Genomic DNA, 26,666 nt, shown 5'->3' with positions numbered 1-26,666 from the left:
TCTCAGTGTGAGCCACAGCGGTGTTGTGTCAGTTTGGGGATTGGCGCTCGGGTGTTGATGGGCTGGGCCCTCAGGCGGTTTTCGCTCACCAAGGCTGTGCCCCTCACGATCAGCCGGGGCACCACAGCATCTGTGGTGCGCTTGGAGCTCAGGCTTGACCGGGATGGTCTGATCGGTCGCGGCGAGACGGGTGCATTCGAAACCGGTCATCGGGCCTTTGCGCTCGAGGCGGTGGAAGAGGAGCTGCTTGCGTTGCTGCCGCAATTGGATGCTTTGGATCCCGACCGTCCGCAACAGTTCGAGCCCCTGCTGGCGGCCTTGAGTCCGCCGGCCCGTTGTGCCATTGACCTGGCCCTGTGGGACTGGCATGGGCAACGGCTCGGCCACCCGTTGTGGCGGCTCTGGGGATTGGATGCGGCCGAGGGTGTTGCGACAAGCGTCACCCTGGGACTGGCCTCTGTGACTGCTGTGCTGGAGCGTCTGACGCGCTGGTGGACGCAGCTGCCGGCAACGCGGGTGAAGCTCAAACTGGGGAGCCCCGATGGGTTGGACCACGACCGGAGCCTGTTGAAGGCTGTGGCCCAGGCCATCACGGACCAAACCCAGCGGCAGGGCGTGGCGATCGAACTCCAGGTGGATGCCAACGGTGGTTGGACCCTGGATCAGACCAGGCGGATGCTTGAGCCTTTGGCATCACATCAGGTGGTGCTGCTGGAGCAACCCCTGGCTCCCGATCTGGACCCTGTGCGCGACACAGCAGGGTTCGCGGCGCTGCATCCGCACTGCCCGATGCCTCTTGTGGCGGATGAAAGCTGCTGGGATCTGGAGGATCTGCTGCGCCTGGCACCGGTGGTGGATGGTGTGAATCTCAAGCTTTTGAAGACTGGGGGGCTCAGTCAGGCCCTGCTGATGGCCCGGGTGGCGCAGCGGAAGGGGTTGGACCTGATGGTTGGCTGTTATTCCGACAGCTCACTGCTGAACGGTGCAGCGGCCCAGTTGCTGCCCCTGATTCGTTGGCCCGATCTCGACAGCCATCTCAACTTGGTTGACGATCCATTCGCTGGTCTGGTTCTGCAGGACGATCGCTTGCGACCTTCATCGACATCTGGATTGGGGATTCGACCCGCAGCAGTCAGGCCTTGAGCTGCGCTGCTATCGGTGTGCGTGAAAGCACAGCAGCTTTATGAGCGGGATTCAGGCGCCGCCAGGATTTCGAGAGATGCGCTTGGTGCTGCTCCAGCACGGCGGTTTGGCCAGTCTCACTGGCAAGACCGGTCTGGCCATGCTGCGCCACCGTGCCGGCCCGATCGTCGCGGTGATTGATCCAGACCATGCTGGCAAGCCCCAGCAGCAGGTCACCGGCATCGAGCGAGACGTGCCGGTGGTGGCGGATTTGGCCGCGGCGCTTCCGTATCACCCGGAGGCCGCTGTGGTTGGCTTGGCTCCCTCTGGTGGGCGGCTGCCGGATCCTGTTCGCCACGATGCCCTGGCGGCGTTGCGCGCAGGACTCCACCTTGCCAGTGGACTCCATACCTATCTGGCCGATGATCCGGCATTGGCAGAAGCCTGCTGGCCCAATCGCTGGATCTGGGATCTCCGACGGGAGCCTGAGGCTCTCGGCATCGGCCAAGCACGGGCTGCAGCGCTTTCCTGTCGACGCCTTTTGGCAGTTGGAACCGACATGGCGGTGGGCAAGATGAGCGCATGCCTGGCTCTGCTGGAAGCGGCCCAGCGATCAGGGATCCCCGCGCGATTTGTTGGGACGGGGCAGGCGGGAATTCTGATCAGTGGCGAAGGGGTTGCCCTTGATGCTGTTCGGGTGGATTACGCCGCGGGTGCAGTGGAGGCGGCGGTGCTTCGGGCGGCGGATGCTCTGCCCGAGCAGGGCCTTGTGCTTGTTGAGGGACAGGGGTCGTTGTGTCATCCCGCTTCAACCGCGACCCTGCCCCTGTTGCGCGGAACCCAGCCGACTGCCCTTTTGCTGGTGCATCGGGCCGGCCAGCAGAGCATCGATCGGCTGCCTGAGATTCCTCTCCCCGACCTTGCAACCTTGGTGACCACCACAGAGGCCTTAGCCAGTTGGGCACGGCCTGATGGCGCAGGCGCTTCAGCCAAGGTGGCTGCCGTCGCCCTCAATACGGCACGCCTTGATGAGCATCAGGCAACGGTCGAGATTGATCGGGTGAGTCAAGTTCTGGGTTTGCCCTGCACCGATCCCATTCGCTGGGGTGCCGAACCTCTGCTGAGAGCCCTGGTCGATCGTTGAAAAAGGGCGAGCGAGGGGATTCGAACCCCCGAATAGCGGCGCCACAAGCCGCTGCCTTAACCACTTGGCGACGCCCGCCGCGTCCGTGAGAATCTACCAACACGAGCCGCAGCCTGCCTGGTGTCCCCTTCATCGCGTCCGCAACGTGTGCCTGCACTGGCGCTGTTGACGGGGGGTGTCGCCATGGCCGGTGTGCTGTCGCTGGTGTTCTCCAATCCGTCCATGGACGATTACGAGGCCCATGCCGGAGCCCAGTTGGTCAAGTTGGGCACCCAGGAACTGTGCGAGGCGCCGAACCTGCCCATGGTGCTGCGTCTTTGGATTCGCAATTGCCCTGAGTTGATTGCCTCTCAGCAGGATGCTCTGGCGGTGCTGGCCGGTCAGTTCACCACCCGTCGCAACTTAGTGGTGGCCAGCTTGTATTCCACGCGCATGGAAGGGAAGGAGTTGTTGCCGGGGCTGCGTCTGCCCGGCTTCGATGTGCTGAGCCTTGGTGTGGCAGGTCGTTTTGTGATCCTCAGAACCGACGCCATCAACGGTGCAGAGGAGTGACGGACGCCCAGTCGCTCGAGTCACCGTCTGGGAATGGTGTCCTTGAGGCTTGGGTTCCCCTGGGGCTGCTTGATTTCGAACCTGCGACGCCCCTGCCAGCAATCCAGAAACAGGGGCTGACGGCTGTGCGGCTCGTCTGGCATCAGGGACGTCTGCTTGAGCCCAGGCCCCTAACGGCTGATCAATCGCCACCATCTCGGATGGTGCTGCCTCGATTGGTGGACTGCCATGTCCATTTGGACAAGGCCTACACCTGGCAGGAGCACCCCAACCTCAGCGGCAGCTATGGAGGTGCCCTGGACGCCAACCTGCAGGAGCACAACACCCGAACCGTGGCATCCGTTCTCCAGCGCGGGGAGCGTGCGTTGGAGAGGGCATTCGGCCATGGACTGCGTGCCATGCGTAGTCATGTCGACAGTGGTGGTCCCGGAGCCGAGCCCAGCTGGGAGGCACTGCTCACCCTTCAGCAGCGCTGGCGCAGCCGCATCGATCTTCAGCTGGTGGCGCTTGTTCCCCTGGAGTTCTGGTGTTCAGCTGAAGCGGAGGATTTGGCACGTCGCGTCGCCGCCAGTGGTGGCTGCCTCGGCGGTGTTCTGACCCCTCCCTGTGGATCGGCTGCGGTGACCCATCAGCTGGAGGAGTTGTTGCGCCTTGCCGATCGCCACAGTTGCGGCGTCGATTTGCATATTGATGAGGCCGGCCATGGCCCGGCCGAGGGCATGGTTCAGCTGCTGAAGGCTCTGCGGCGCGTGCCGGTCCAGGTTCCTGTCACCTGCAGCCATGCCAGCAGTCTTTCTCTGCTGCCGGCTGCACGCTTGGCGCGGTTGGTAGAGCGCATGGCGGCAGCACAGCTCCGCGTGATCGCACTACCCCTCACCAATGCCTGGTTGCTAGCGCGATCGGACGACGCCACCCCGCTTCAGCGTCCGCAAGCCCCGATCCGTCAGTTGCAACGCTATGGCGTCACGGTGGCGGTGGCGGGTGACAACGTGGCCGACCCGTGGTTCCCCGGAGGCGATTTCGATCCATTGGCCCTGCTGGCCGCGTCGATGCCGTTGACCCAGTTGTTGCCTTGGCAGCGCCTGGGCCTGGCCCCCTTCACGACGGCACCGTCGGCCATTCTTCAACTGGAATGGGATGGGGTGCTGCGGGCTGGTGCTCCTGCGGATCTGATTTGCATGGAGGGCCAGGGATGGTCGGATCTGATGCAATGTCCCCCGCAGCGCCAGGTTCTCGTGAACGGCCACTGGGTGTCGTCTCCGGGCGCTAGACCCTGACCAGAGTTCAGCACCATCATGGGTCGCGCCGAAGCCTTAATCGCCCTGCGGCAAGCCCTCAGCGCTGTCCCTGATCTTGAGCTGTTGGCCGAACCAGCAGACCTTCAGCGTTATTCCCGGGATGCCTTCGAGTACTCCCCGGTTTTGACACCACGACTGGAACCATGTCGTGCTGACTTGGTGGCCAGGCCTCGCACTGTGGAGGCCGTTGAACGGCTTGCCTCAGCCTGCGCCGAGCATCAGGTTCCCCTGACCCTGCGCGGCTCCGGTACGGGGAATTACGGCCAATGTGTGCCCCTGCAAGGAGGCGTGGTAATGCTCACCACATCCCTGCGTCAGATCCGATCAATTGATGCGGCGACGGGGGTGGTCACCGTGGAACCGGGGTGTGTGATGCGCGATCTGGATCAGGAGCTGCGCAGGCATGGGCGCCAGCTGCGCTTGATGCCGAGCACCTGGCGCAGCGCCACCATTGGTGGCTTCGTTGCTGGGGGCTCCGGTGGCATCGGTTCTTTGCGCTGGGGCTTTTTGCGGGATCCAGGGCATTTGCTCGGGATGGAGGTCGTACCGCTCCGTCCCGATGCCCAACGCCATCAGATCGGCGAGGTGGATGCCGAAGCGTTGAACCATGCCTACGGCACGAACGGCATCATTACGGCCCTCAGATTGGCCACCGCTCCAGTGGTCAACTGGCAAGAAGTGAGTGTGGACTGCGAGCGTTGGGAGCAGGCGATGGAGTTGATGCACAGGGTCGCGGCATCCGCCTTGGATCTTCATCTAGGAACCCTGCTTGAACAGCCGCTGCTGTCGCGGATGCCCAGTTGGGGAGGTCCTGCCGTATCTGCGCACAGGTTGCTGTTGCTCGTCGCGCCGGATGGGCTCACCAGCCTGCAACGGATGGTGCAGTCAGCCGGGGCCACCCTGCGGGATCTCGGGCCTGAAGATCTTTCAGGAGGCAATGGATTGCGTGAGCTGAGCTGGAATCACACCACCCTGCATGTGCTGGCCTCAGAGCAGGGATGGACCTACCTGCAGATGCTGTTGCCGCAGCCGGAGGCTCCAGCGATTGCCGCGTTGAGGCAGCGGTGGGGAGACGACCTGATCTGGCATCTCGAGCTTGTGCGCCAGCAGGGCTGTCCACGCTTGGCCGCCCTGCCGCTGGTGCGGTGGCGGGGGGCTGAGCAGCTGGCCCGATTGATGGACGACTGCAGGGCAGTGGGTGCCGTGCTGTTTAACCCGCATGTGATCACGGTGGAGGATGGCGGCCTTGGCGTCATCGACGCTGATCAGGTGGCGGCGAAGCACCGCTTTGATCCCGCTGGCCTGCTCAATCCAGGCAAGCTGCGGGGCTGGGAGGAGCGCCTCTGACGATCAGCATCCGAGGCTGTCGAAGGTGGCGACTCCGGTGCTGGGGTTGATGCCCTCCGCCTCCCGACAAAGTCGGCGTTGATCATCACGATCGAGCAGGGCGTCGGTGAAATCAGCCCCCTCGATCTGGGCATTACTGAAGCTGCTGCCTGACGCGATTATCCCCGTGAGCACAGCGTTGCGTAGATCGGTGTCCACGAAGTCGGCGCGATCCATCAATGCATCGGAGAGATCAGCATCGCGGAAATCAGCTTCGGAAAAGGCCCCCTGGGTGAGGATCGCCCCATGGAGGTTGGCGCCTTGGAAATTCGCGCTGCGGCCAACCGCTCCTGCAAAGGATGTGTTGGCCAGGTTCTGTCCCTGGAAATCTCCGTTGCTTTGGTTGGTGAGCGTGTAATCCACCTTTTCCTGGAACAAGGCCCTGTCCTGCAACCCCACCCCGGCGGAGGTGTCTAGGGCTTGGGCCGGAGCTCCCATCAACAGGAGGGGCATGAGAAGGCTCAGCAGCCAGGAAATTCGCAGCACAGTCCGCGCGCAAGCTGTGTTCACTCTGCCGTTACAACGCCGCGAGCGAACAGGTCCCCGATCAGATACAGCGATCCGGCAACAATTGGCATCGGCGTTGGCCATCCATCGCTGTTGAGTTGGTTCAGCACAGTTTCAAGGCTGTCGGCCTCTTGCAACTGGTTGCTGCGGTCTGGGAGTTCCTTGAGGAGGGCCGCCCGGCACCAGCTCTTGTGGCCCGGTACTGGAATGATCCAGGCTTGGTCCTGTGGCTGTAGCAAGGCCTGGAGCATGGCGGCAGCATCCTTGTGGGCCTGAATGGCCAGGATCCAGACCACACCTATGGATGCGTTGGTCCAATGAACGCGTTCCTCGGCCAGTTGCATCGCGGCGGGTGGATTGTGAGCTCCGTCAAGGCGAAGCCGGTGCTCCCTCCAACGCACGGTCTCCAGACGACCGGACCAGCGGGCTGTCGCGAACCCCTCACGGATCACTGCATCAGGCAGGGTCCAGCCCAAGCTCGATAGGGCTTGCAAGGCACCGAGGGCCACAGCGGCGTTGCTTCGCTGAATGGCGCCAGACAAGCCCAGTTGCCATGTTGAATCCAGGGGCTTCACCCACCGGAGCATGGCCTGCTGGGTCCGGCAGGTTTTCTCCAGGACCTTCTGCACCGCAGGGTCTTGGGCGCAACTGATCACGGTGGCGTACGGCGGGATCGCCGCCGCCTTCTCCATTGCGATGGCGGTGAGGTTGTTTCCCAGGTGCTCGCAGTGATCCAGTCCAATGCTCGCGACGGCAATCACGGGTCGGTGGGGATGCGCTGTGGTGGCGTCCAGCCGTCCCCCTAGGCCTACTTCCAGCACCAGGAGTTCACAGGCGTGCCGCTGAAATTCCAAGAATGCTGCGGTCACGAGCAGTTCAAAGGGGGTCAGCCGATGCCGTTCGTTGAGGGGTTGGAGAGCCTGCAACTGGGATCGCAGCGTTTCAACGGCAATCGGCTCTCCCTGGATCCGAATCCGTTCGCACCAGCTCACCAGGTGCGGGGAGGTGGTGACCCCGCAGCGGAGTCCTGCGGCACAGAGGGCTGATTCCAGAAAGCTGACTATGGACCCCTTCCCGTTGGTGCCAAGCACCTGAATCGCGGGAACCGCCTGACATGGATGGTCAAGGTCGTGGAGGGCCGCATGCATGCGATCCAACTGCAGATCCATTCCACGCAGGTCGAAGCGTGGGATCAGATCAGAGAGCTCATCCACTCAGCTGAGGCTGGAGAGGGTCGCCGCCAGACGGCGCAGCAGTTCGCGGATCTCACGCTGGTTGATGGTCAGGGGGGGCACCATGCGCAGCACGGAGGGCCCGGCCGCTACCAGCAGAAGGCCTTGATCAATGGCGGCTTGAGCCAGCTGAGGAGCCTTCCAGCTGCTGCTCTCACGGATCACGATGCCTTGCAGTAGGCCCCAACCCCGCACTGTTTCCAGGTGCTCTGGGAAACATTTCACCAGTTCTTGGAGTCCGTCGCGCAGCTGTTCACCGCGGGCTGTGACGTTGTTGAGTAGCCCCCGCCGTTCGATCTCGGTCGCCACCGTCAACCCGGCCCGGCACGCGAAGGGATTGCCGCCAAAAGTGCTGGCGTGGTCTCCGGGTTCGAACACGTCAGCTGATGCGTTCACCAGCAGGGCACCGATGGCATGGCCACCCCCCAGCCCCTTGGCCAGGGTGAAGGCGTCAGGGGTAATGCCCAGTTGTTCGTAGCCCCACAAGCGGCCGCTTCGTCCCATGCCCACCTGCACCTCGTCGAGGATCAGCAGGATGTTCCGTTGTGTGCAGATCTCGCGCAAGCGTGAAAAGAACGCGCGGTCTCCGGGATTGACGCCACCTTCCCCTTGGAGGGGTTCCACCAGCACAGCCGCGATGGAGGGGCCGGCTTGTTCGTAGCGGTTGATCAGGGCTTCTAGGGCCGAGAGATCGTTGTAGGGGAAGTAATCAAACCCGGTCACCATGGGTTCAAAACCCTTGTGGTATTTGGGTTGACCAGTGGCTGTAACAGCAGCGAGGGTGCGGCCATGGAAGCTGGCCGCCGCCGTGAGGATCACGGGCTGTTCAATGCCTCGACGTTGATGGCCATGTTTACGGGCCAGTTTGATGGCGGCTTCATTGGCTTCGGCGCCGGAATTGCAGAAGAACACGCTGTCGGCGCAGCTGTGGTTCACAAGCCAGCTCGCCAGCTGCTCCTGTTCAGGAATCTGATAGAGATTTGATACGTGCTGGAGTCTTCCAAGCTGTCTGCGCAGAGCGCGGTGCATTGCCCTGTCGCTGTGGCCCAGCGTGCAGGTCGCGATGCCAGCGACCGCATCGAGGTATCTCCGACCTTGCGTGTCTTTGACCCAACAACCCTTCCCTTTGGCCAAAGCCAGAGGAAAACGGCCGTAGGTGTTCATCACAGCGGATGGATGGGAGCCGGGGGACTTGAACCCCCAAGACCAGTGGCCGGCTGATTTTGAGTCAGCTGCGTCTACCAATTCCGCCAGGCTCCCGCACAGGAATTGTATTGATTGAAGGGCCCCGCTTCAGGGGATGTTGCGCTTCACCTCAGCACCCACATCACTGAGCTTGCTTTCGAGGTCGTCGTAACCCCGGTCGAGGTGTTTCAGGCCAGACACCTCGGTGATGCCTTTGGCTGAAAGGCCTGCCAGAACCATGGCAGCGGCTGCACGAAGGTCGGTGCCGGTGACGGGGGCCCCGCTGAGTTGGGCCACTCCCTCAACGATGGCAGTGCTGCCCTTGAGACGAATGGACGCTCCCATGCGCTGAAGTTCGGCCACATGCTGCAGACGGTTTTCGTAGATCTTTTCGCTGATCACACTTGTTCCTTTGGCCGTGCACATCAGGGCCATGAACGGTGCCTGAAGATCGGTTGGGAACCCTGGGAAAGGTTGGGTGGTGATGTCCACAGCGGTGATCTCACCTGGTGTGATCGTGACGGACCTCCCGTTGATATCGATGGAGCAGCCGCAGTCCCGGAGCTTCTGGATCACAGCGCTGAGATGCTCCGGAATAACGGGCTCCACCACCAGTTGTGAGCGAGTGATCGCTGCAGCCATCAGGAAAGTTCCTGCTTCGATCCTGTCGGGTATGACCGGATAGTTGCTGCATCCTCGGAGCTGTTCCACCCCTTCAATGGTGATCACCGGGCCACCGGCTCCGGTGACACGAGCTCCCATGGTGTTGAGCAGGTTGGCCAGGTCCTGCACTTCAGGCTCCTGGGCGGCGTTTTCAATTGTTGAGACCCCTTCCGCCAAAACTGCGGCCATCAAGATGGTTTCCGTGGCTCCGACGCTGGGACAGTCGAGAACGATCTGAGCCCCTGACAGGCGTTTTTTACTGCCCGGAACGGACGCCGTGACGATCCCATGCTCCACATTGACGATGGCGCCGAGGGCTTTCAATCCGCGGATGTGTTCGACGACAGGACGTGCTCCGATGCGGCATCCCCCTGGAAGGGGAACCCGGGCATGTCCCAGCCGTCCCAGCAGAGGTCCGATGCTGAAGAAACTGGCGCGCAGGCTATTGACCAGTTCGTAGGGCGGAGCTGAACCACTCAGTTCAGAGGCGGTAAGGCGAATGCGGTCAGAGGCTCGATCAACCTGCACTCCCAGCGATTCAAGGATGGCACTCATGCCATCGATGTCTGTCAGGGCAGGAATATTGGTGAGTTCAATGGTCTCTTTACTCAGGAGGCTGGCCGTCATCAGCACCAGCGCGGAGTTCTTCGCCCCGCTGACGCGAAGCGTGCCGTTCAGGTCGTGGCCGCCGCTGACGTTCAGGCGTTGCTTGAGACTCTCCTGAGACGCTTCTGCAACAGCCATCATCAATTGCCTGATCCCCGATGAGAGGATTTTGCCAATACTCTCTGAGACCGTCTAGACGGCCGGCGTTCAAACTGGACAGTTTGCTTCCAGGCTGTTCGATCTAGGGATCGGTGATGCCCTATGTTCATCCGGTCGAATCTCGACACGCCAGCGGATGTGGCGGAATTGGTAGACGCGCTAGTTTCAGGTACTAGTGGTGGCAACATCGTGGGAGTTCAAGTCTCCCCATCCGCACTAGTTTGTCGGAAGTCAAGCTTCTTCCGGCAACAATGATCGTTCTCAAGATCTCCAACGCCTCGGAGGTGGTTGCTTCCAAGGTTGGGAAGTTCATTGAGCTTCTAACCCCCGACTCCATCGACCACACGACTGTGGAAGATCAGGTCATTAAAAAGCTGATTGAAAATCTCGCGGCGGAAGGGATTAAGGGCGAAATCGCTGCCATTAATGGTCTTGAGCTCGAAGGCGAAAATCTCAGCGTTCATAAAGGCTTGAACGTGCGTAAACACGCAGAGTTCTGATTCGTTCTCTGGAATCCTCCTCCCCCCTGATCAGCAGCCGACGCAATCCCTTGGTCAAGCGTCTTAGAAGCTTGGCTACCCGTGTTGGGCGTGAGGCCGAAGGGCTGTTGCTCCTGGAGGGCACCCATCTCTTGCAAGAGCTTCTGGCGCGAGGCAAGGCGCCGGAGGAAATCATCGCAACGGAGCTCTGGCTGGAGCGTCATCCTGCGCTCGCCGAACGTTGTTCCCAGGCGCGATGGCGGATTGTCACCGATGAGGTGTTGCGGGCAGCGCTAACAACGGTCACACCCGATGGCGTCGCCTGCCTGAGCCCACTGAAGGCTTTGCCCACCGTTCCGTCAGTGTTGGACTACGTCCTGGTTCTGGATCGCATTCAGGATCCGGGCAATCTGGGCACGTTGTTGCGGACGGCGCTTGCCGCTGATGTGAACGCGGTCTGGATGGGCGGTGGTGTCGACCCCCTGGGAACGAAAGTCCTGCGGGCGTCTGCTGGTGCTCTGCTTCAACTGCCGCATCAACGCTTTGGCCCCAGCGAAGAGATGGCGATCCAGCTGCTTCAGCAACAACTCCAGCAGCTGGTGGCGTCGGGATTGCAGGTGGTAGCCACCCTGGTACCGGATCCGACGAAAGGTGATCCCCCATCTCCCTACTGGGATCTCGACTGGAGACGGCCGACGGCGCTAGTGCTGGGAACCGAGGGTGCAGGCCTGCATCCGGATTTGCAGGCCTGCTGTACCCATGCCGTCACGCTTCCCCACAGCTCACGCGTTGAATCCTTGAATGTGGCGTCTGCCGCGGTTCCTCTCCTCCTGGAGCGGCGAAGAGCGACAATGACCGCCACATCGCAGCAGTTCGGGTGAGCGACGCCAGCTTCGACTTCGACGTCATTGTTATTGGTGCCGGCTATGGCGGCTTCGATGCCGCCAAACATGCCGCCGACCATGGCCTGAAGACGGCGATTGTTGAATCCCGCGACATGGGAGGCACCTGTGTGAACAGGGGCTGCGTTCCCTCCAAAGCGTTGCTTGCCGCCAGCGGAAAGGTGCGGGAGCTGGCGGACGACAAGCACTTGTCGAGCTTTGGAATTCATGCCGCTCCTGTGCGTTTCGAGCGGCAAAAGATCGCTGATCACGCCAATCAGCTCGTTCAAACCATCCGGACCAATCTCACCAAGACCCTGGAACGGGCTGGGGTGACAATCCTCAGGGGCCATGGCCGTCTCGAGGGCAGCCAGAGAGTCGGGCTGCGGGAACCCAGCGGCGTCGACAGAGTGCTGACCGCCAAGGACGTCATCATCGCCACAGGATCGGACCCCTTTGTGCCGCCTGGAATCGAAACCGATGGCCGCACGGTCTTTACCAGTGACGAGGCCATCAATCTGGAGTGGCTACCCCGTTGGATTGCCATCATCGGCAGCGGTTACATCGGCCTTGAATTCGCTGATGTGTACACCGCTCTCGGTTGTGAAGTGTCGATGATTGAGGCGATGGACAAGGTGATGCCCACCTTTGATCCAGACATCGCCAAGATCGCTGGCCGTCATTTGATTGACGGACGCGATATCGATGCACGCTCCGGAGTCCTGGCCCGCAAGGTCACCCCGGGCTGTCCGGTCCAGATCGAACTGGCTGATTTCAACAGCCGTGAACTGGTGGAAACCCTTGAGGTGGATGCCGTTCTGGTGGCGACGGGGCGCGTTCCCAGCAGCAAGGGCCTCAACTTGGAGTCTCTCAATGTGGAGACGAACCGTGGCTTTGTTCCGATTGACGACGCCATGCGGGTGCTGGTCAACGGTGAGCCGCTGCCCCATCTCTGGGCCGTGGGTGATGTGACCGGCAAGCTGATGCTGGCGCACACCGCTGCTGCGCAGGGCACCGTTGCCGTGGACAACATCCTTGGCCACGCGCGCGAGATCGACTACCGCAGCATTCCTGCAGCCACCTTCACCCATCCCGAGATCAGCTCAGTGGGTCTGACCGAAGCGGATGCCAAAGCGCTGGCCGAGAAGGATGGGTTTCAGCTCGGGTCCGTGCGCAGCTATTTCAAAGCCAATTCCAAAGCTCTGGCTGAACTGGACAGTGACGGCCTGATGAAGCTGCTCTTCAACAAGTCGAGTGGTGAAGTGCTGGGGGCCCACATCTATGGGCTTCATGCCGCTGATCTGATCCAGGAGGTGGCCAATGCTGTCGCCCGGCGTCAGAGCGTTCGTCAGCTCGCCACTGAAGTGCACACACACCCCACCCTTAGTGAGGTGGTGGAAGTTGCTTACAAACAGGCTGCCGCCCAGTTGGCCGCCTGAGCCCACGCACCCGTTTCTCGTTCAAGCTTTGCCCTGATCCATGGAGTTCCGCCGTCGTCCCCCCAATCCCAAGGTGAGGGTTGCTCATCTCGAATATGCGGTGCCTCACGATGAAGAGGAGCCGCGTCACATCCTCGAGAAAATTGTCTGGGAAAAAGACCGTGAGATTGATGCGGCCCGCGACAAGGTCCCCCTGGACAAGCTGAAGCAGCAGATTGCCAAGCTGCCTCCTACGAAGGATTTTCTTGGAGCTCTTCAGGCTGCCGCCAAGAAACCGGCGGTGATTGCTGAGGTCAAAAAAGCGAGTCCCAGCAAAGGAGTGATTCGCGAGGATTTTGATCCGGTCGCGATTGCCAAGGCCTATGCCGCCGGCGGCGCGAGTTGTCTCTCGGTGCTCACCGACAAGACCTTTTTTCAGGGGGGCTTCGATGTTTTGGTGGAGGTTCGCCGGGCCGTCGACCTTCCTCTGCTCTGCAAGGAGTTTGTGCTCAGTCCGTATCAGCTGTTTCAGGCCAGGGCCGCGGGGGCTGATGCGGTGCTGCTGATCGCTGCCATCCTGTCGGACCAGGATCTTCGCTATCTGAACAAGGCCGCAGCGGCTCTGGACCTCACGGTGCTGATGGAAGTCCACGACGCCAGTGAACTGGACCGGGTGCTCAACATTGGCGGGTTCCCCTTGATCGGAATCAACAATCGCGATCTCACCAGCTTCGAGACGGATCTCGGTACGACTGAGCGGCTGCTCAACGAATTCGATGACCGCTTGAAGCAAGAGGAGGCGCTGCTTGTGAGTGAGTCGGGTCTGTTCAGCCGTGCTGATCTCGATCGGGTTCAGTCCGCCGGTGCAGGTGCGGTGCTTGTGGGGGAAGCTCTCATGCGGCAGCCGGATATTGAGGCGGGTCTGGTGCAACTAATCCAGGCTTGATAACGCCGGTGCCTTCTTCCTGCTGATGCAGAATTGAGACATTCAGGCGGTTCTTTGTGCTGATTAGCCTTTTGACCGGCATTGCCGCCGGGGCCGTGCATGTGGTGGGTGGTGCAGACCACCTGGTGGCGATGGCGCCCTTCTCCCTGAACAAGCCTTTGTCCGCCTTTCGGCATGCCATGGCCTGGGGGGCCGGTCACTCCGCCGGAGTCGTGGTTCTGGCCCTGATCGCCATCGGCCTCAAAGACCTGGCCCATGTGGAGGCCATGTCGTCTTGGGCGGAATTCCTTGTGGGTGTGGCCCTGCTGGTGGTGGGTGCTCTGGCGGTCCGCACCGCGTTCGGTCTTGAACTGCACTCCCATGATCATCTTCATGACGGTTCCCATGAGCATCGTCATCTCCACCTGCATGTGCGCGGTGCCAGTAACCACCGCCGTCACGTCCATGCATCCTCAGGGCTGGGCTTGCTGCATGGATTGGCGGGTGCCAGTCACCTGCTGGCGGTGATTCCTGCCCTGGCTCTGCCGCCTCACGCTGCTGTGGGCTATTTGGTGGCTTATCTGCTTGGATCCATCGGCGCCATGGTGGCCGTGGTTTCGGTGGTGTCCTTCCTCACCCTGCGCAGTGGTGCCCGGCTGATGCCTTTCCTTGTTGGTGGCACCGGAGCTCTTTCGATCATCACTGGGGCGATCTGGCTTCAGAAGACCTCACCGGTCTTGTTCTGAACCTCTGGTGGTGAGACGAGCCACCACCTCCCCGATCAGCAAGCTTGTCGCCACCGTCCCGAGTTGGCGGCTATCGGTGCTTTCGGCTTGGTGATCTCCCAGCAACCACAACCCGTTGGGTTCAATTCTGTTCAGGCGTTTGATCAGACGAATGTCCGATCGCTGAGGATGCCATGTCACGAGCACGGATCCCAAATGCAGGGTCGAGTTCGAGCCCAGACGCCTGACCAGGACACGATCTCCCGGTTCAAGGGTGGGCTGCATCGATCGTCCTTCGATGCGTAGCAGTAGCCGACGCCCACAAAAAAGCAGCAACAGATCCCGAAGGCCTGCTGCTGCGATAGGGGCATTGGACCTGTTCGAACTCAGGATGCGGTGACCCAGGCGTCGGAACGACCCTTGGACTGCCAGAACATGCCGTGGATTTTTTCAACGGCGGCCATCAGCTCCTCTGCCTTGGCCTGATCGATGTTCACCTTGCAGGCGCTGCAGAGCTTGGCTGCTTTCCAGAAGGTGTCGTGCAGATCAGGGAAGGTGGCCAGGTGGTCGGGCTTGAAGTAGTCGGTCCAGAGGATCAACAACTCTTTCTTGGTCTTCTGTGCTTCCTCTTCCTTAATGGCGACGTAGCGACCGAAGGTGTTATTGTAGGCGGCCAAGGCAGCCGCGTCACCAGCGGCGGGGGCCTCAAGGCCCTTCAGCTTCTTGGTCATGGACAGCACTGCTTCGGCTGCCACACGAGCGGAAGCCGGGTCGTAAACACCACAAGGACCGTCGCAATGGGCTTCTGCCACGGGGGCAGGAAGGGCATATGCAATGGCGGAAAGGGCCGTGCGCAGCATCGGTTCAGAGCGGAATTGGCTTGGATTGAGCCTAGCTTCCGCTCACTTCTTCACGTCGAGCAGTTCCACCTCGAAAATCAAGGTTGCATTGGGAGGAATCACCCCACCGGCGCCTCGGGTGCCATAGGCCAGGTCGGAGGGGATCACCAGCTTGCGTTTTCCGCCCACTTTCATTCCAGCGACACCTTCATCCCATCCTTTGATCACCCGGCCAGCACCAAGGGGGAAGCTGAAGGGGGTGCCCCGGTCGTAGCTGGCATCGAACTGCTGTCCGTCCTCCAGGGTGCCGCGGTAGTGCACCACCACCGTCTGGCCTGGACTTGCCTCCTCACCTGTGCCCACCTCCAGCTCAGTGATTTTCAGACCACTGGCTGTGATGGTGGTGTCAGGGGCATCGAGCGGGCCGCCGAGGGCCGAAGCGTCGGCGCGAGCGGAATCGTTGGCCATGGCAAACAGGGTCGGATTGGGGTCGTCGGGGTCGAGTTCGAAGCTCAAGGCCCGTTGTGGTTTCGAAGCCTCGGACCGCACGGCAGCTGGCTGTACGGGGGCGGCGTCAACAGTTGAGGGGGCCACGATCTGGCTGACCAAGGCCAGGAGAAGGCAGGCCACGCAGACCGTTGTGCTGATGATGATGTCGCGCACGGAAAGGCTTCTGTTGCTCTAATTCTGGCCTCTGGTCCGCATCGCCGGTGTTCACTCAGGCCGGTTCATCTGCCGCAGCTGCTGCTCAAGCCGATCAATGCGTCCTCGCAGTTCATCCACTTCCTTCTGACTGGGAACGCCAAAATCCTGGAGCAGGTTGTCGCGATTTCTTTCCAGGTTGCGCCCCATCTGCTGCTCCAGTTCGGGCGTTTCACCGCGGAGTGCCTTGAGCACGTCATCCACCAGGGCGGAGGCTTCATTCGGATCAAGCCGGCCACTGCTGACCCAGTTCTGGGTGACGCCTCGTAGACGTTCAGCTACGAGGGTGGTCGTCCCCAGGCCGCGGAGCAGCAACTGCTGAAGAGGATTCGCGGGATCCATAGCGACAGGCGGGCGGGTCCGATCCAGGATGCCCCCGGCCGGGACTGCTGACCATGGGCAATCACCAACTGCATCCCGGATGGCGCGCTCTGCTCGGGGGCGTTCTGGCTGGAGTGGCTCCATCCCTGGGCGGGCCACTGCTGATGGTTCCTGCTCTGGCGCTGCTCTGGTCCGTGGCTGAGCGCCCCCGTTGGTCGGCTTTTTGGGCTCTGCTGGCCGTTTTGATCAGCCACGGCTGGTTGCTAGCCCTGCATCCGCTCACCTGGATGGGAGTCCCCACCGCGCTCAGCCTGCCTGTGGCGCTGTCCCTCTGGCTGGCCTGCGGCATCCTTGCCGCTCTGCTCGTCGCCGGCTGGTCTGTGCTGGCGGGGCGGCTGCCTCGCCGCTGGCCGCGTCCCGTGCGGTTGATGCTGCTGGCTGGGCTCTGGGCCCTGGCCGAGCTGGTGCTGTCGGGGGCACCGCTGTTCTGGATCGGCGTCGGCGGCACCACCCTGCCGTGGGACCGCCCCTTGGCGGGGGTGGCCCGCTGGTTCGGCTCCGGAGGGTTGACGTTGCTGCAGTTGTGGTGGGGCTGTTGCCTGCTGGCGCTGTTCGAGCAACCCGCGGCTTGGCGTCGCTGGGGCTTGCTCGGATTGGCCAGTGTGCTTCTGGCCCATGGGTTGGGGAGCCTGCTGTTGTGGGCGACGCCGCCGTCGGTCGGGTCCGTCGCAATGGGGGTCTGGCAACCCGCCGTCCCTACACGAGAAAAATTCGAGCTGGAGCGTCAACAGGCTCTTCCAATGGCTCTGGTGGATGCGATGCGTCAGCTGGAGAAGAACGACGTTGTCGCTGTGGTGGCTCCGGAAGGGGCTCTGCCTGCGAATTTTCTGGTGCCGCCGGAGGCTCCAGACATTCCCCTGATCAGTGGTGGATTTCGTTGGGTGCGAGGTCAGCAACGCAGTTCTCTGTTGCTGTACGAGCCACCGGACCGGTTTCCCGTTCCCCTGGCGGATAAGCATCGTTTGGTGCCGATCGGGGAATGGATGCCCCCGCTGCCGGCCGGCCTGACGGCGGGATTGTCTGCGGTGGGTGGCTTGGCCCCTGGCCCGGCTCCCCGCACGATGGCCGTGGTTGAGCCCCCGGCTGCTGTGGCCATTTGTTATGAGATTGCTGATGGCCTGGCACTGGCACGTGCCGCTGCAAATGGCGCGACCTGGCTCCTCGCGATTGCCAACCTCGACCCTTATCCCCGTCAGTTGCAGAAGCAGTTCCTGGCTCTGGCGCAGTTAAGGGCGATCGAGAGCGGACGCGATTTGCTCAGCGTTGGCAACACCGGTCCGAGTGCGCTGATTTCGGCTGATGGAAGGGTGGAATGGTTGCTTCCACCTGAGGCTCCCGGCGTGGCGCAGACCGTCATTCAGGTTCGTAAGCGCGCCACGGCTTACTCCCGTTGGATCAGCCCTCCACCGAGCACGACTTCACCGTCGTAGAAGACCGCAGCTTGTCCTGGGGTGATGGAGAACTGCTCCTCTTCAAAGGTCAAACGGCAGCGGTGAGGCCGCTCCCGTTGCTGATCCGCCTCGGTGGCCTCCAGGGGGACCAGCTCTGCACGCACCGGTGCACTGCGATAACGCACCTGAACCTCAATGTTTTGTGGGGCCTGGATGGGGTCGATTGAGACCCAGTTCACCGCGCCCACCACGCAGCTGTCTCGGCCCGCTTCGGCGCGAGGAGCGACGACCACCCGATTCAGCGCAGCGTCTAGGCGGATGACGTGAAGCGGCTCTCGCCAGGCCACACCCAGCCCCTTGCGCTGACCAATGGTGAAGTGTTCGATGCCGTCGTGCTCGCCCACAACGGTTCCATCGGCCAGCACGATCTCCCCTTGGCGGGGTGGCAGATAGGCATCCAGGAAAGCCCGCATGGATCCGTGGTGGTCCGCCAGGCAGAGATCCTGGCTTTCTGGTTTTTCTGCAGTACGTAGACCGTGTCGGGCGGCTTCGAGCCGCGTGTCGGGCTTCGTTAGTTCTCCCAAGGGAAAAACGATGCGTCCCAAGACCTCTTGGGGAAGGTCGTAGAGGAAATAGCTCTGGTCCTTGCGACCGTCGAGGCCTCGCAGCAACTGATGACGCTGTTGATCGCCCCCATGACGGATCCGGGCGTAGTGGCCGGTGGCGATGCGGGGCAGGTTCCGCTCTTGGAGGGCCCAATTGAGCATCGGTCCAAATTTCACCGACCGATTGCATTGGGAGCAGGGCAGTGGCGTGATCCCATCGCGGTAGCCGTCCACCAGCCGTTGGACGATCTCCTGTTGGAACGTCTCCCGCGTGTCCACCACGTGGTGGGGAATGCCCAGCTGTTCACAGATGCCGGCCGCATCCACCAGTCCTTCAGCGCAACAGGCACCTTTGCCGCTCATTAGCCAAAGGGTCAGGCCTTCCACCTGCCAACCCGCTTCCACCAGCAGCGCCGCTGTTAGGGAACTGTCGACACCGCCGGAGAGACCAACGGCCACGCGATGCTCTCCAGGCCATTGCCTGAGACGCTCAAGAGCGGCCTCACCAGCGCGGTTTGTGGTGGATCCGATGGCCATGGGCGGCGCAGGGAGTTCTCTCCATAGTGAGGTCCCGGCAACCTGCGAGTGGTGTGGCCTCCCGCTGATTCCGATCATCTGCTCGTGGATGCCTCGTCCATGCGGGGTCTGGAACAGAGCCTGTTCGACAGCGGAATGCCCGTCGCCGCATTGATGGAGAAGGTGGGGCTTGCGATGGCTTCTTGGCTGCTGAAGCGCCGGGATCTGCTGCGGAATGGCGTGTTGGTTTTGGTCGGGCCGGGCCACAACGGTGGCGATGGCCTTGTGGTGGCGAGGGAGTTGCATCTGGCTGGCATTGAGGTCTCGCTGTGGTGTCCCCTTGCCATTCGCAAGCAACTCACCGCTGATCATCTGCGCCATGGGGAGTGGCTCGGTCTTCGGCGCCTGCGTCAAGACCCGGATCCAGCCGACGCAGCGCTGTGGCTGGACGCGATCTTCGGGCTTGGCCAGAGCAGGGCGCTGCCCGACTGCTTGGCAGATCTGTTTCGGCGCCGACAGCAGATGCAGCCTGGTGCTCTGATCAGCCTGGATATGCCGTCAGGTCTTTGTTCGGACCACGGAACTGTGTTGGGGGAGCAGGCGGCCTGTGCTTCGGTCACCCTCAGCGTTGGCTGGTTGAAGCGCGGGTTGTGTCTGGACCCAGCCCGTCCTTGGGTTGGGGCGTTGGTGCGGATTGATCTGGGGTTGCCGCCTGCGGTGATGGGCAACGCCGCTGCGGTCTTGCCACGCCGCCTGCCGGTGGGAGAGGCCTGTGCGGCCCCGTTACCAGCGCTGCCGCCCATAGCGATGAAGTACGAACGGGGCCGCTGTCTGGTGGTGGCGGGCAGTGATCGCTACCCCGGTGCAGCACATCTCGCGCTGCGGGTGGCTATGGCCAGTGGCTGCGGCTGCGTTCAGGCCGTTGTGCCGCCCTGTCTTCAATCGAATTTGTGGCAGGTGTTGCCGGAGGTGATGCAACTGGAGGAGGGGGTGATTCCAGACCGGCTGGATGCGGTGTTGGTCGGTCCCGGGCTTGGCAACCCCTCTCGGTGGTGGAACCCGTGGTCGGAGCAACTGCGCACCGTCGCTGGTTTGCTGGTGCTCGATGCAGATGGGATCAATGCCCTGGCGTCCAGTCCGGAGGGGTGGCGCTGGCTGTTGCAGCGTCAGGGTCCAACCTGGCTGACACCCCACGCTGCTGAGTTCGCGCGTTTGTTTCCTGAATGTGGCGAGGGTGATGCGCTGGAGAGGGTGATCGCAGCAGCACGCTGCAGCCGTTGTTGCATTTTGCTGAAGGGTGCGCATTCGGTGCTGGCGGATTCGTCGGGTGCGGCGGTTGTGCTGACAGGCACGTCTCCTCGGGTTGCTCGCACTGGACTAGGCGACCTGCTGGCCGGTTTTGTGACTGGTTGGGGTGCCCAGGTCATCGCGGCACAGCAGCAGCCAGGGCTTGAAAGCTTTGTTGCTAGCACGGCTTTGCATGGTTTGGCGGCACGTCGTGCTCAATCAAGTGATGCTTCGGCGATTGCGGATTGTTTGAAAATCCTTGCAGCGCGGTGTCAGAAAAAGCAAACAACGATGTTCAACAAAGTCTGAACAAATGACTCTTTTTGTTCACTCGGCTTGCTTGTGTCCAAAGAGCTTTTGCTGGTTTTAAATCTTTCGCGAATCTGAAATGTTTCGATTTGCTGTTCTGAATCTGAAGGGTTGCTGAAAACACATCGACATTCTTTCTGTTCGTAGGAAAGTCATCTCACTTCCGCAGCACCCATGGTGTCCACCGCATCCAAGCCGCTGGAGACTCAACGTCGGCGCAGCAGCGACCCTGTCAGTTGGTACCTCGCCACCATTGGCAGAATCCCTCTTCTCACACCAGCTGAGGAAATCGAGCTGGGCAATCAGGTGCAAGCCATGATGGCCCTCACCGAAGACGGCTCCCGCGAGTTTGCGGATGGAGAACTCACTACGGCGCAGCGTCGTCTCCTGAGGATCGGTCGGCGCGCCAAAGAGCGGATGATGAAGGCCAACCTTCGTTTAGTTGTCAGTGTTGCCAAGAAATATCAGGGCAAGGGTCTTGAATTGCTCGATCTGATTCAGGAGGGATCCCTCGGGCTGGAGCGTGCTGTTGAAAAATTTGATCCAACCCGGGGTTACAAATTTTCCACTTATGCCTTCTGGTGGATCCGCCAGAGCATGACCCGAGCCATTGCTTGTCAGTCGCGCACGATTCGACTGCCGGTTCACCTGAGTGAGCGGCTCACCACGATCCGTAAGGTCAGCCTTGATCTCGCCCACAAGCTCGGCGCCATGCCCAGCCGCGTGGAGATCGCTGAAGCCATGGATATTCCCTTGGATGAGCTCGATTCGCTGCTGCGCCAAGCCCTCACCACCAGCAGCCTGGATGCTCCAGTCAACGGCGAGGAGGGTCGCAGCTTCCTCGGTGATCTGATCGCTGATTCATCCCTCGATGAACCTCTCGACATCGTGGAGCAGCGGATTCATCACGAACAACTGGGTCGCTGGCTGAGTCACTTGAGCGAGCAGGAGCAGCACGTTTTACGCATGCGCTTCGGGCTTGAGGGCAATGAACGTCACACCCTCGCTGAAATCGGACGTCTCATGGAAGTGTCCAGGGAGCGTGTCCGTCAAGTTGAACTGAAGGCCTTGCGGAAGCTGCGCAATCTCACCCGTCGACTTCCGAGCGGCATCTGAGCCGGCTCGGAGCCGGCTTCTTTAAAACGGAACCAGTTCAGCTGAATCAGTCTTCAGCCCAGATGTAGCGCGTGAGTTCCGATGGGTCCGGTTCTGGTGCTGAGAGGGCGAAGTCAACACAGTCCTGAACGATTCCGTCGATGTCCTTCTCGATCGCGCGTAGTTCATCGCTGTTGACCAGGCCTGCGTCTGTCAGATCCCGCTCCAGAGCCTTGAGGGGATCACGCTTGGCCCAGAACTGCTTTTCCTCCTCCGCGCGCAGTTCGTCTGGATCAGCGAGGGAGTGCCCACGGAAGCGATAGGTCAAGCATTCCAACAGGGTCGGACCTTCTCCGGCCCTGGCCCGTTCCACGGCCCGTTGGGCTGCTGCCCGCACCGCCAGAACGTCCATTCCATCCACTTCCTCGCCGGCCATCCCGAAGGAGCTTGCCTTGCGCCAGATCTCTGGATCACTGGTTGCCCGGTCGTGGGACATGCCGATGGCCCACTTGTTGTTTTCGACCACGAAAATGATCGGCAGCTTCCACAACTGCGCCATGTTCATGCACTCGAAAAACTGACCGTTATTGCAGGTTCCATCGCCGAAGAACGCAGCAGTCACTGCGTTGCTGGATGCATCGCCGAGGGCATCGCGTTTGTACCGGCTGGTGAAGGCCGACCCGAGCGCCACGGGGATCCCTTCAGCGATGAAGGCAAAACCACCAAGCAGGTGATGCTCCTTGGAAAAAAGGTGCATCGAACCGCCTCGACCTTTGCTGCAACCGGTCTCTTTGCCGAAGAGTTCACTCATGACCTCGCGGGCGGGGACGCCGGCGCTCAAGGCATGGACGTGATCGCGGTATGTGCTGCAGAACCAGTCGTGCTGACGCTTCATGGCACCAATCACACCGGTGCTGACAGCTTCCTGACCGTTGTACAGATGAACAAAGCCGAACATCTTGCCGCGGTAGTACATCTCGGCGCATTTGTCCTCGAAGCGCCTGCCCAGGGTCATGTCCCTGTAGAGATCAAGGCCGGTGTTCCGGTCCACGCTGGCCCGTTGTGCTGTGACCAGTTTTGAGAGCCGTTCGGCGTGGGGACCAGCAGTCGCAGTGCCAATCGGAGCGGAATCGACAGCGAGGTCCTGACCCATGTCCACCTAATGGTTTGGAGTCAACTTTAAGGGCCAGCCGATGAGCGATGGGCAAAACCCCAGACACTGACTAAGATCCGCGTCTCCTCGCAGCGTTGCTGTTGGATCTGCCCATTGATCATTTCCGACTCCTGGGCGTCAGTCCATCGGCAGAGCCAGAAGCGATTCTGCGCCGGTTGCAAACCCGTTGCGACAGTCCGCCGGACCAGGGATTCACCCACGAAGCCCTGCTCCAGCGGGCCGACCTCCTTCGTCGATCCGCCGACCTGCTGACCGACCCCTCCGATAGGGCTGACTACGAAGCTGCCTTGCTACGCCTCAGTGAATCCCATCCGAACGGAACGGTGGGGTTGGATCTCCCGACCAGCAGCGAGGTGGCCGGTCTGATTCTGCTCTGGGAGGCCCACGGAGCTGTTGAGGCTTTTCAACTGGCACGGCAGGGGCTCCAGCCTCCTCAGGCACCAGCCCTTGGCAGCGGCCGTGAAGCGGATCTGACTCTCCTGGCTGCCCTGGCATGTCGCGATGCAGCGCTGGAGGAGCAGGACCAACGTCGCTATGAGTCGGCCGCTCAACTGCTGATCGACGGCATCCAGCTGCAACAGCGGATGGGCAAGCTGCCCGATCAGCAGCGCCTGCTGGAAGACGCGTTGCAGGCGCTCACACCCTTCCGGATTCTGGATCTGCTCAGCCGTGATCTTGGTGATCAGGACTCACACCAACGGGGCTTGACCCTGCTGGATGAGTTGGTCGTGGCCCGTGGTGGTCTGGAGGCTACCGACGTTGATAGCGATCACCAAGGAAGCCTGACTCAGGCCGATTTCGAATCGTTTTTTCACCAGATCCGTCGCTTTTTGACGGTTCAGGAGCAGATCGATCTGTTCAGTCGCTGGTTTGAGGGAGGCGCTGCTGATGCTGGTTTCCTCACGGTTCTGGCGCTGACCGCCGCTGGTTTCTCGCGGCGTAAGCCCGAGTTCCTCGAGCAGGCCCGCGAGCTGATACAAACGCTTGCCAATGCCGACCTCGACCCCATGCCGCTGATGGGCTGTCTGGATCTGCTGTTGGGCAACGTCAAGGATGCTGAGCGGCACTTCGCTGTTCTGCGTGATGCAGACCTGCAGGCCTGGTTCCTGAATCATCCCGGTGACCGGCTGGCTGCCCAATGTGAGTACTGCCGAGCCTGGCTTGAGCGCGATGTCTTGCCCGGTTATCGCGATGTCGACGCATCGGTTGCTGACCTGGATGCCTGGTTTGCCGATCGTGATGTGCAGGGTTACGTCGATCGTCTTGATCGCAAGGCCTCGCGCCAGCCCCTTACCGAAGAGGTGCCCCTGGACTGGTCAACAGCAGGGACGGCATCACTCGATTCCTCGTTCGACCTGGGTGAACCGGATCCGGATGCTGAGTCCGACGACGTGTCCGTGCGGCTGCCGTTCTGGCAGCAACGCTGGGTTCGTCCTGCTGCTGCGGCTCTTGCTCTGCTCGGGATCGCCGTTGGAGGCCTCGCCCTCGTCAGACGCAATTTGGATTACGCGCCACTGGTACCGGAAACGGCTTCAGAAACCACGGAGGTTGAAGAGGAGGTTGAAGAGAACGAGGTTGAAGAGCAAGTAAGGATCGGCGCTTCTCCAGCGCAGCCGGCCGATGAGCCCGTCGCGAGCCTGAAGCCGGCCCTCCGGCCCTCCGCTCCCTCAAAACCGCTCATGAGCGATGCGCCGACGGAAGCGGAGCTGCAGGCTTTGGTGCAGGGATGGCTCGATGCCAAGGCATTGGCTTTGTCCGGTCAGCCGGCGGACCTCTCCGTCGTGGCGAGGGACCCCCTGTTGAAGCGCGTGGAGCGTGAACGGGCCGTTGACGCGGCCGCAGGGCGGTCTAAGTCGATTGATGCCTCAATTACCAGCATCGAGGTGTTGGACAGAAAACCTCTGAGAATTGAGCTGCGGGCCCAGGTGGCCTACAGCGATCGTCTCCAGGGTGCTGATGGTGCGGTCATCGAAGAGACAGCACCGAGTGATTTCAGCGTGACCTATGTGCTCGGCAGGGACGGCACCCAATGGCGTTTGCATGACTACATGCCGGGATCCTGAGTAGCAGGACCGTCGCTTTTTACGATCACTTCATTGATCCAGGGGCTTTACGCCGATGTTCGACGAGCTTTCAGCCCGTTTTGAGGATGCGGTCAAGGGGCTGCGGGGACAGGACACGATCAGCGAGAGCAATGTCGATGGGGCGCTGAAGGACGTCCGTCGGGCGTTGCTTGAAGCGGATGTGAGCCTGCCGGTGGTGAAGGACTTCGTCGCTGAGGTCCGCGATAAAGCGGTCGGCGCTGAAGTGGTGCGAGGGGTCAACCCGGATCAAAAGTTCATCCAGGTGGTCCATGAGCAGCTGGTAGAGGTCATGGGGGGTGATAACGCTCCTCTGGCCAAGGCGGCCGAGGCTCCCACCGTCGTGCTGATGGCTGGCCTCCAAGGTGCGGGCAAGACCACCGCCACGGCCAAGCTGGGTCTGCACCTCAAGGACCAGGGACGTCGAGCCCTGATGGTGGGTGCCGACGTCTATCGACCAGCGGCTATCGAGCAGCTCAAGACGTTGGGTGCCCAGATCGATGTGGAGGTGTTCAGCCTCGGAGCTGAAGCCAAGCCGGAGGACATTGCAGCCGCTGGCTTGGCCAAAGCGAAGCAGGAGGGGTTCGACACCCTCCTGGTGGACACCGCCGGCCGTCTCCAGATCGACACCGAGATGATGGAGGAGATGGTGCGGATCCGTTCCGCCGTGCAGCCCGATGAGGTGCTGCTGGTGGTGGATTCGATGATTGGCCAGGAGGCGGCCGAGCTCACCCGTGCCTTCCACGATCAGGTGGGCATTACTGGAGCAGTTCTCACCAAACTCGACGGTGATTCCCGCGGCGGTGCGGCCCTCTCGATCCGCAAGGTGAGCGGTCAGCCGATCAAGTTCATCGGCACTGGCGAGAAGGTGGAGGCGCTGCAGCCGTTCCATCCCGAACGGATGGCCAGTCGCATCCTCGGCATGGGTGATGTGCTGACGCTGGTGGAGAAGGCCCAGAAGGAGGTCGAACTTGCCGACGTCGAGAAGATGCAGAAGAAGCTTCAGGAGGCGACGTTTGACTTTTCGGACTTCGTGAAGCAGATGCGCTTGATCAAGCGCATGGGTTCGCTCGGTGGCCTGATGAAAATGATCCCGGGCATGAACAAAATCGATGACGGCATGCTCAAGCAGGGAGAGCAGCAGTTGAAGCGCATCGAGGCCATGATCGGCTCGATGACACAGCAGGAGCGGGAAAACCCCGACTTGCTGGCGAGTCAACCCTCAAGACGTCGGCGGATTGCCAGCGGCAGCGGTCATCAGCCCGCTGATGTGGACAAGGTGCTGGCCGACTTCCAAAAAATGCGTGGCTTCATGCAGCAGATGAGTCAGGGCGGTATGCCAGGAATGGGTGGCATGCCCGGGATGGGCGGTATGCCTGGAATGCCAGGGATGGGTGGGATGCCGGGGATGGGTGGAATGCCAGGAATGGGTGGAATGCCTGCTGGCGGTGGCCGCCCCGGTCGCGGCGGACCGCCCAAGCGGCAGCGACCGGCCAAGAAGAAGAAGGGCTTCGGGGATCTGTGAAGGCGGAACGGTATGGTGGTTGTTTGGCGGGCGTTTAGGCGCCGCCGGACCACCACTTTTCCTTCATTCCAGGGCCACGATGATCAAGCTCCGCCTGAAGCGGTTTGGCAAGAAGCGGGAAGCGAGCTTCCGCCTCGTGGCCTGTAACAGCACCTCTCGTCGGGACGGTCGTCCCCTCCAGGAGCTGGGCTTCTACAACCCGCGGACGAAGGAAACGCGTCTCGATACCGAGGCCATCCGTGAGCGTTTGGGGCAGGGTGCCCAGCCCACCGATGTCGTGCGCACGCTGCTCGAGCGCGGCGGTCTTCTTGAAAAGACCGTGCGTTCTGCAGAAACTGTCGGTAAGGCCAAGCAAGCGGCCAAGCGTGAGGCTGATGCCAAGCAGGCCGCTAAGGATGCTGCTGATGCCAAGGCTGCTGAAGCTGAAGCGGCTGCTTCCGATTCCGCTGAAGCCGAATCCACCGAGGGCTGATCATTCC

The 26,666-nt window shown here is 61.5% G+C and carries 26 protein-coding genes and 3 tRNA genes; 17 read left to right on the top strand and 12 right to left on the bottom strand.

Annotation, left to right across the window (positions count from 1 at the left end; translation table 11 throughout):
* The first annotated feature begins 57 nt into the window (after positions 1-57).
* Entirely contained in the window at positions 58-1,143 is a 1,086-nt protein-coding gene (locus DXY30_RS00480; RefSeq protein ID WP_115092961.1) for a dipeptide epimerase, read from the top strand.
* A gap of 40 nt (positions 1,144-1,183) precedes the next feature.
* A complete protein-coding gene (locus DXY30_RS00475; RefSeq protein ID WP_115092906.1) occupies positions 1,184-2,266 on the top strand; it encodes a DUF1611 domain-containing protein in 1,083 nt (360 codons plus the stop codon).
* A gap of 5 nt (positions 2,267-2,271) precedes the next feature.
* On the opposite strand, the gene DXY30_RS00470 is transcribed toward DXY30_RS00475, so the two are convergent.
* A tRNA-His gene (locus DXY30_RS00470) sits at positions 2,272-2,344 on the bottom strand.
* 42 nt (positions 2,345-2,386) lie between these two features.
* Here DXY30_RS00470 and DXY30_RS00465 point away from each other — a divergent pair.
* The 3 genes from DXY30_RS00465 to DXY30_RS00455 are packed head-to-tail and all read left to right on the top strand — an operon-like array spanning position 2,387 to position 5,463.
* The gene (locus tag DXY30_RS00465; RefSeq protein WP_371638449.1) at positions 2,387-2,818 is read left to right on the top strand and encodes a DUF4359 domain-containing protein; all 432 of its coding nucleotides are present in this window, start codon (positions 2,387-2,389) and stop codon (positions 2,816-2,818) included.
* Entirely contained in the window at positions 2,815-4,095 is a 1,281-nt protein-coding gene (locus tag DXY30_RS00460) for an amidohydrolase family protein (protein ID WP_115092905.1), read from the top strand. Before DXY30_RS00465 ends, DXY30_RS00460 begins: the two co-directional genes overlap by 4 nt.
* 18 nt (positions 4,096-4,113) lie before the next feature.
* Positions 4,114-5,463: an FAD-binding oxidoreductase gene (locus DXY30_RS00455; protein ID WP_115092904.1), complete on the top strand. Its 1,350-nt coding sequence runs from the start codon at positions 4,114-4,116 to the stop codon at positions 5,461-5,463.
* Between the two features lie 3 nt (positions 5,464-5,466).
* Here DXY30_RS00455 and DXY30_RS00450 read toward each other — a convergent pair whose 3' ends face one another.
* The 5 genes from DXY30_RS00450 to murA form a co-directional block, all read right to left on the bottom strand.
* Positions 5,467-5,955: a pentapeptide repeat-containing protein gene (locus DXY30_RS00450; RefSeq protein ID WP_170951070.1), complete on the bottom strand. Its 489-nt coding sequence runs from the start codon at positions 5,953-5,955 to the stop codon at positions 5,467-5,469.
* Between the two features lie 53 nt (positions 5,956-6,008).
* The gene (locus DXY30_RS00445) at positions 6,009-7,223 is read right to left on the bottom strand and encodes a folylpolyglutamate synthase/dihydrofolate synthase family protein (RefSeq protein WP_115092902.1); all 1,215 of its coding nucleotides are present in this window, start codon (positions 7,221-7,223) and stop codon (positions 6,009-6,011) included.
* A complete protein-coding gene (locus DXY30_RS00440; protein WP_115092901.1) occupies positions 7,224-8,405 on the bottom strand; it encodes an aspartate aminotransferase family protein in 1,182 nt (393 codons plus the stop codon). It lies immediately after the preceding gene.
* A 13-nt stretch (positions 8,406-8,418) separates the two neighbouring features.
* Positions 8,419-8,501: transfer RNA gene (locus DXY30_RS00435), tRNA-Leu, on the bottom strand.
* A 33-nt stretch (positions 8,502-8,534) separates the two neighbouring features.
* On the bottom strand, positions 8,535-9,836 hold the full coding sequence (gene murA, locus DXY30_RS00430) for a UDP-N-acetylglucosamine 1-carboxyvinyltransferase (protein ID WP_115092900.1): 1,302 nt from the start codon (positions 9,834-9,836) through the stop codon (positions 8,535-8,537).
* 150 nt (positions 9,837-9,986) lie between these two features.
* Here murA and DXY30_RS00425 point away from each other — a divergent pair.
* From DXY30_RS00425 to DXY30_RS00400, 6 genes are all read left to right on the top strand, one after another.
* Positions 9,987-10,070 (top strand) — tRNA-Leu (locus DXY30_RS00425).
* A 35-nt stretch (positions 10,071-10,105) separates the two neighbouring features.
* Positions 10,106-10,354, top strand: a complete 249-nt coding sequence (locus DXY30_RS00420) for a hypothetical protein (protein WP_115024300.1) — start codon at positions 10,106-10,108, stop codon at positions 10,352-10,354.
* 71 nt (positions 10,355-10,425) lie between these two features.
* Positions 10,426-11,214, top strand: coding sequence for an RNA methyltransferase (locus tag DXY30_RS00415; RefSeq protein WP_244281179.1), 789 nt, complete (start codon positions 10,426-10,428; stop codon positions 11,212-11,214).
* Positions 11,211-12,653 carry a dihydrolipoyl dehydrogenase gene (lpdA, locus tag DXY30_RS00410; RefSeq protein WP_115092898.1) on the top strand — a complete coding sequence of 481 codons (1,443 nt, stop codon included), beginning with the start codon at positions 11,211-11,213 and terminating at the stop codon, positions 12,651-12,653. Before DXY30_RS00415 ends, lpdA begins: the two co-directional genes overlap by 4 nt.
* A 40-nt stretch (positions 12,654-12,693) precedes the next feature.
* Positions 12,694-13,578: an indole-3-glycerol phosphate synthase TrpC gene (gene trpC / locus DXY30_RS00405; protein ID WP_115092897.1), complete on the top strand. Its 885-nt coding sequence runs from the start codon at positions 12,694-12,696 to the stop codon at positions 13,576-13,578.
* Positions 13,579-13,634: 56 nt separating this feature from the next.
* Entirely contained in the window at positions 13,635-14,303 is a 669-nt protein-coding gene (locus tag DXY30_RS00400) for a hydantoin utilization protein A (protein ID WP_115092896.1), read from the top strand.
* Here DXY30_RS00400 and sodX read toward each other — a convergent pair.
* Genes sodX through DXY30_RS00380 form a run of 4 tightly spaced genes read right to left on the bottom strand, consistent with a single transcriptional unit; the run spans position 14,286 to position 16,165 of the window.
* Positions 14,286-14,618 carry a nickel-type superoxide dismutase maturation protease gene (sodX, locus tag DXY30_RS00395; RefSeq protein WP_115092895.1) on the bottom strand — a complete coding sequence of 111 codons (333 nt, stop codon included), beginning with the start codon at positions 14,616-14,618 and terminating at the stop codon, positions 14,286-14,288. The two genes, DXY30_RS00400 and sodX, sit on opposite strands and share 18 nt — an antisense overlap.
* A 50-nt stretch (positions 14,619-14,668) precedes the next feature.
* Positions 14,669-15,142, bottom strand: a complete 474-nt coding sequence (gene sodN / locus DXY30_RS00390) for a superoxide dismutase, Ni (protein ID WP_115092894.1) — start codon at positions 15,140-15,142, stop codon at positions 14,669-14,671.
* Positions 15,143-15,184: 42 nt separating this feature from the next.
* Positions 15,185-15,784: an FKBP-type peptidyl-prolyl cis-trans isomerase gene (locus DXY30_RS00385; protein ID WP_115092893.1), complete on the bottom strand. Its 600-nt coding sequence runs from the start codon at positions 15,782-15,784 to the stop codon at positions 15,185-15,187.
* Positions 15,785-15,835: 51 nt separating this feature from the next.
* Positions 15,836-16,165, bottom strand: coding sequence for a phasin family protein (locus DXY30_RS00380; RefSeq protein ID WP_115023741.1), 330 nt, complete (start codon positions 16,163-16,165; stop codon positions 15,836-15,838).
* Positions 16,166-16,218: 53 nt separating this feature from the next.
* On the opposite strand from DXY30_RS00380, the gene lnt reads away from it, so the two are divergent.
* Entirely contained in the window at positions 16,219-17,634 is a 1,416-nt protein-coding gene (gene lnt, locus DXY30_RS00375; protein WP_115092892.1) for an apolipoprotein N-acyltransferase, read from the top strand.
* On the opposite strand, the gene mnmA is transcribed toward lnt, so the two are convergent.
* A complete protein-coding gene (gene mnmA / locus DXY30_RS00370) occupies positions 17,586-18,737 on the bottom strand; it encodes a tRNA 2-thiouridine(34) synthase MnmA (RefSeq protein WP_115092891.1) in 1,152 nt (383 codons plus the stop codon). The two genes, lnt and mnmA, sit on opposite strands and share 49 nt — an antisense overlap.
* Before the next feature lie 51 nt (positions 18,738-18,788).
* Between mnmA and DXY30_RS00365 the strand changes: the two genes are divergently transcribed.
* Positions 18,789-20,312 carry an NAD(P)H-hydrate epimerase gene (locus DXY30_RS00365; RefSeq protein WP_115092890.1) on the top strand — a complete coding sequence of 508 codons (1,524 nt, stop codon included), beginning with the start codon at positions 18,789-18,791 and terminating at the stop codon, positions 20,310-20,312.
* A 174-nt stretch (positions 20,313-20,486) separates the two neighbouring features.
* Positions 20,487-21,428 carry an RpoD/SigA family RNA polymerase sigma factor gene (locus tag DXY30_RS00360; RefSeq protein ID WP_115023736.1) on the top strand — a complete coding sequence of 314 codons (942 nt, stop codon included), beginning with the start codon at positions 20,487-20,489 and terminating at the stop codon, positions 21,426-21,428.
* Positions 21,429-21,474: 46 nt separating this feature from the next.
* On the opposite strand, the gene pdhA is transcribed toward DXY30_RS00360, so the two are convergent.
* On the bottom strand, positions 21,475-22,560 hold the full coding sequence (pdhA, locus tag DXY30_RS00355) for a pyruvate dehydrogenase (acetyl-transferring) E1 component subunit alpha (RefSeq protein ID WP_115092889.1): 1,086 nt from the start codon (positions 22,558-22,560) through the stop codon (positions 21,475-21,477).
* A gap of 101 nt (positions 22,561-22,661) precedes the next feature.
* Between pdhA and DXY30_RS00350 the strand changes: the two genes are divergently transcribed.
* From DXY30_RS00350 to rpsP, 3 genes are all read left to right on the top strand, one after another.
* On the top strand, positions 22,662-24,644 hold the full coding sequence (locus DXY30_RS00350) for an ARC6/PARC6 family protein (protein ID WP_115092959.1): 1,983 nt from the start codon (positions 22,662-22,664) through the stop codon (positions 24,642-24,644).
* 55 nt (positions 24,645-24,699) lie between these two features.
* Positions 24,700-26,187 (top strand): signal recognition particle protein, encoded by a 1,488-nt coding sequence (ffh, locus tag DXY30_RS00345; RefSeq protein ID WP_115092888.1) that lies wholly within the window; start codon positions 24,700-24,702, stop codon positions 26,185-26,187.
* Between the two features lie 79 nt (positions 26,188-26,266).
* Entirely contained in the window at positions 26,267-26,659 is a 393-nt protein-coding gene (gene rpsP, locus DXY30_RS00340) for a 30S ribosomal protein S16 (RefSeq protein WP_115023731.1), read from the top strand.
* The last annotated feature ends 7 nt before the right edge of the window (positions 26,660-26,666 follow it).

This window comes from Synechococcus sp. UW106 (genome assembly GCF_900474015.1).
Classification (GTDB): Bacteria; Cyanobacteriota; Cyanobacteriia; order PCC-6307; family Cyanobiaceae; genus Parasynechococcus.
This window is presented reverse-complemented; position numbering and strand designations above follow the sequence as displayed.

Bases quoted from the DNA above. Each gene is read 5' to 3' on its own strand.
- DXY30_RS00480 (WP_115092961.1), top strand. From the start codon at position 58: ATGGGCTGGGCCCTCAGGCGGTTTTCGCTCACCAAGGCTGTGCCCCTC.
- DXY30_RS00475 (WP_115092906.1), top strand. From the start codon at position 1,184: ATGAGCGGGATTCAGGCGCCGCCAGGATTTCGAGAGATGCGCTTGGTG.
- DXY30_RS00455 (WP_115092904.1), top strand. From the start codon at position 4,114: ATGGGTCGCGCCGAAGCCTTAATCGCCCTGCGGCAAGCCCTCAGCGCT.
- DXY30_RS00450 (WP_170951070.1), bottom strand. From the start codon at position 5,955: ATGCCCCTCCTGTTGATGGGAGCTCCGGCCCAAGCCCTAGACACCTCC.
- DXY30_RS00440 (WP_115092901.1), bottom strand. From the start codon at position 8,405: ATGAACACCTACGGCCGTTTTCCTCTGGCTTTGGCCAAAGGGAAGGGT.
- murA (WP_115092900.1), bottom strand. From the start codon at position 9,836: ATGATGGCTGTTGCAGAAGCGTCTCAGGAGAGTCTCAAGCAACGCCTG.
- DXY30_RS00420 (WP_115024300.1), top strand. From the start codon at position 10,106: ATGATCGTTCTCAAGATCTCCAACGCCTCGGAGGTGGTTGCTTCCAAG.
- trpC (WP_115092897.1), top strand. From the start codon at position 12,694: ATGGAGTTCCGCCGTCGTCCCCCCAATCCCAAGGTGAGGGTTGCTCAT.
- sodN (WP_115092894.1), bottom strand. From the start codon at position 15,142: ATGCTGCGCACGGCCCTTTCCGCCATTGCATATGCCCTTCCTGCCCCC.
- DXY30_RS00380 (WP_115023741.1), bottom strand. From the start codon at position 16,165: ATGGATCCCGCGAATCCTCTTCAGCAGTTGCTGCTCCGCGGCCTGGGG.
- lnt (WP_115092892.1), top strand. From the start codon at position 16,219: ATGGGCAATCACCAACTGCATCCCGGATGGCGCGCTCTGCTCGGGGGC.
- mnmA (WP_115092891.1), bottom strand. From the start codon at position 18,737: ATGGCCATCGGATCCACCACAAACCGCGCTGGTGAGGCCGCTCTTGAG.
- DXY30_RS00360 (WP_115023736.1), top strand. From the start codon at position 20,487: ATGGTGTCCACCGCATCCAAGCCGCTGGAGACTCAACGTCGGCGCAGC.
- pdhA (WP_115092889.1), bottom strand. From the start codon at position 22,560: ATGGGTCAGGACCTCGCTGTCGATTCCGCTCCGATTGGCACTGCGACT.
- ffh (WP_115092888.1), top strand. From the start codon at position 24,700: ATGTTCGACGAGCTTTCAGCCCGTTTTGAGGATGCGGTCAAGGGGCTG.
- rpsP (WP_115023731.1), top strand. From the start codon at position 26,267: ATGATCAAGCTCCGCCTGAAGCGGTTTGGCAAGAAGCGGGAAGCGAGC.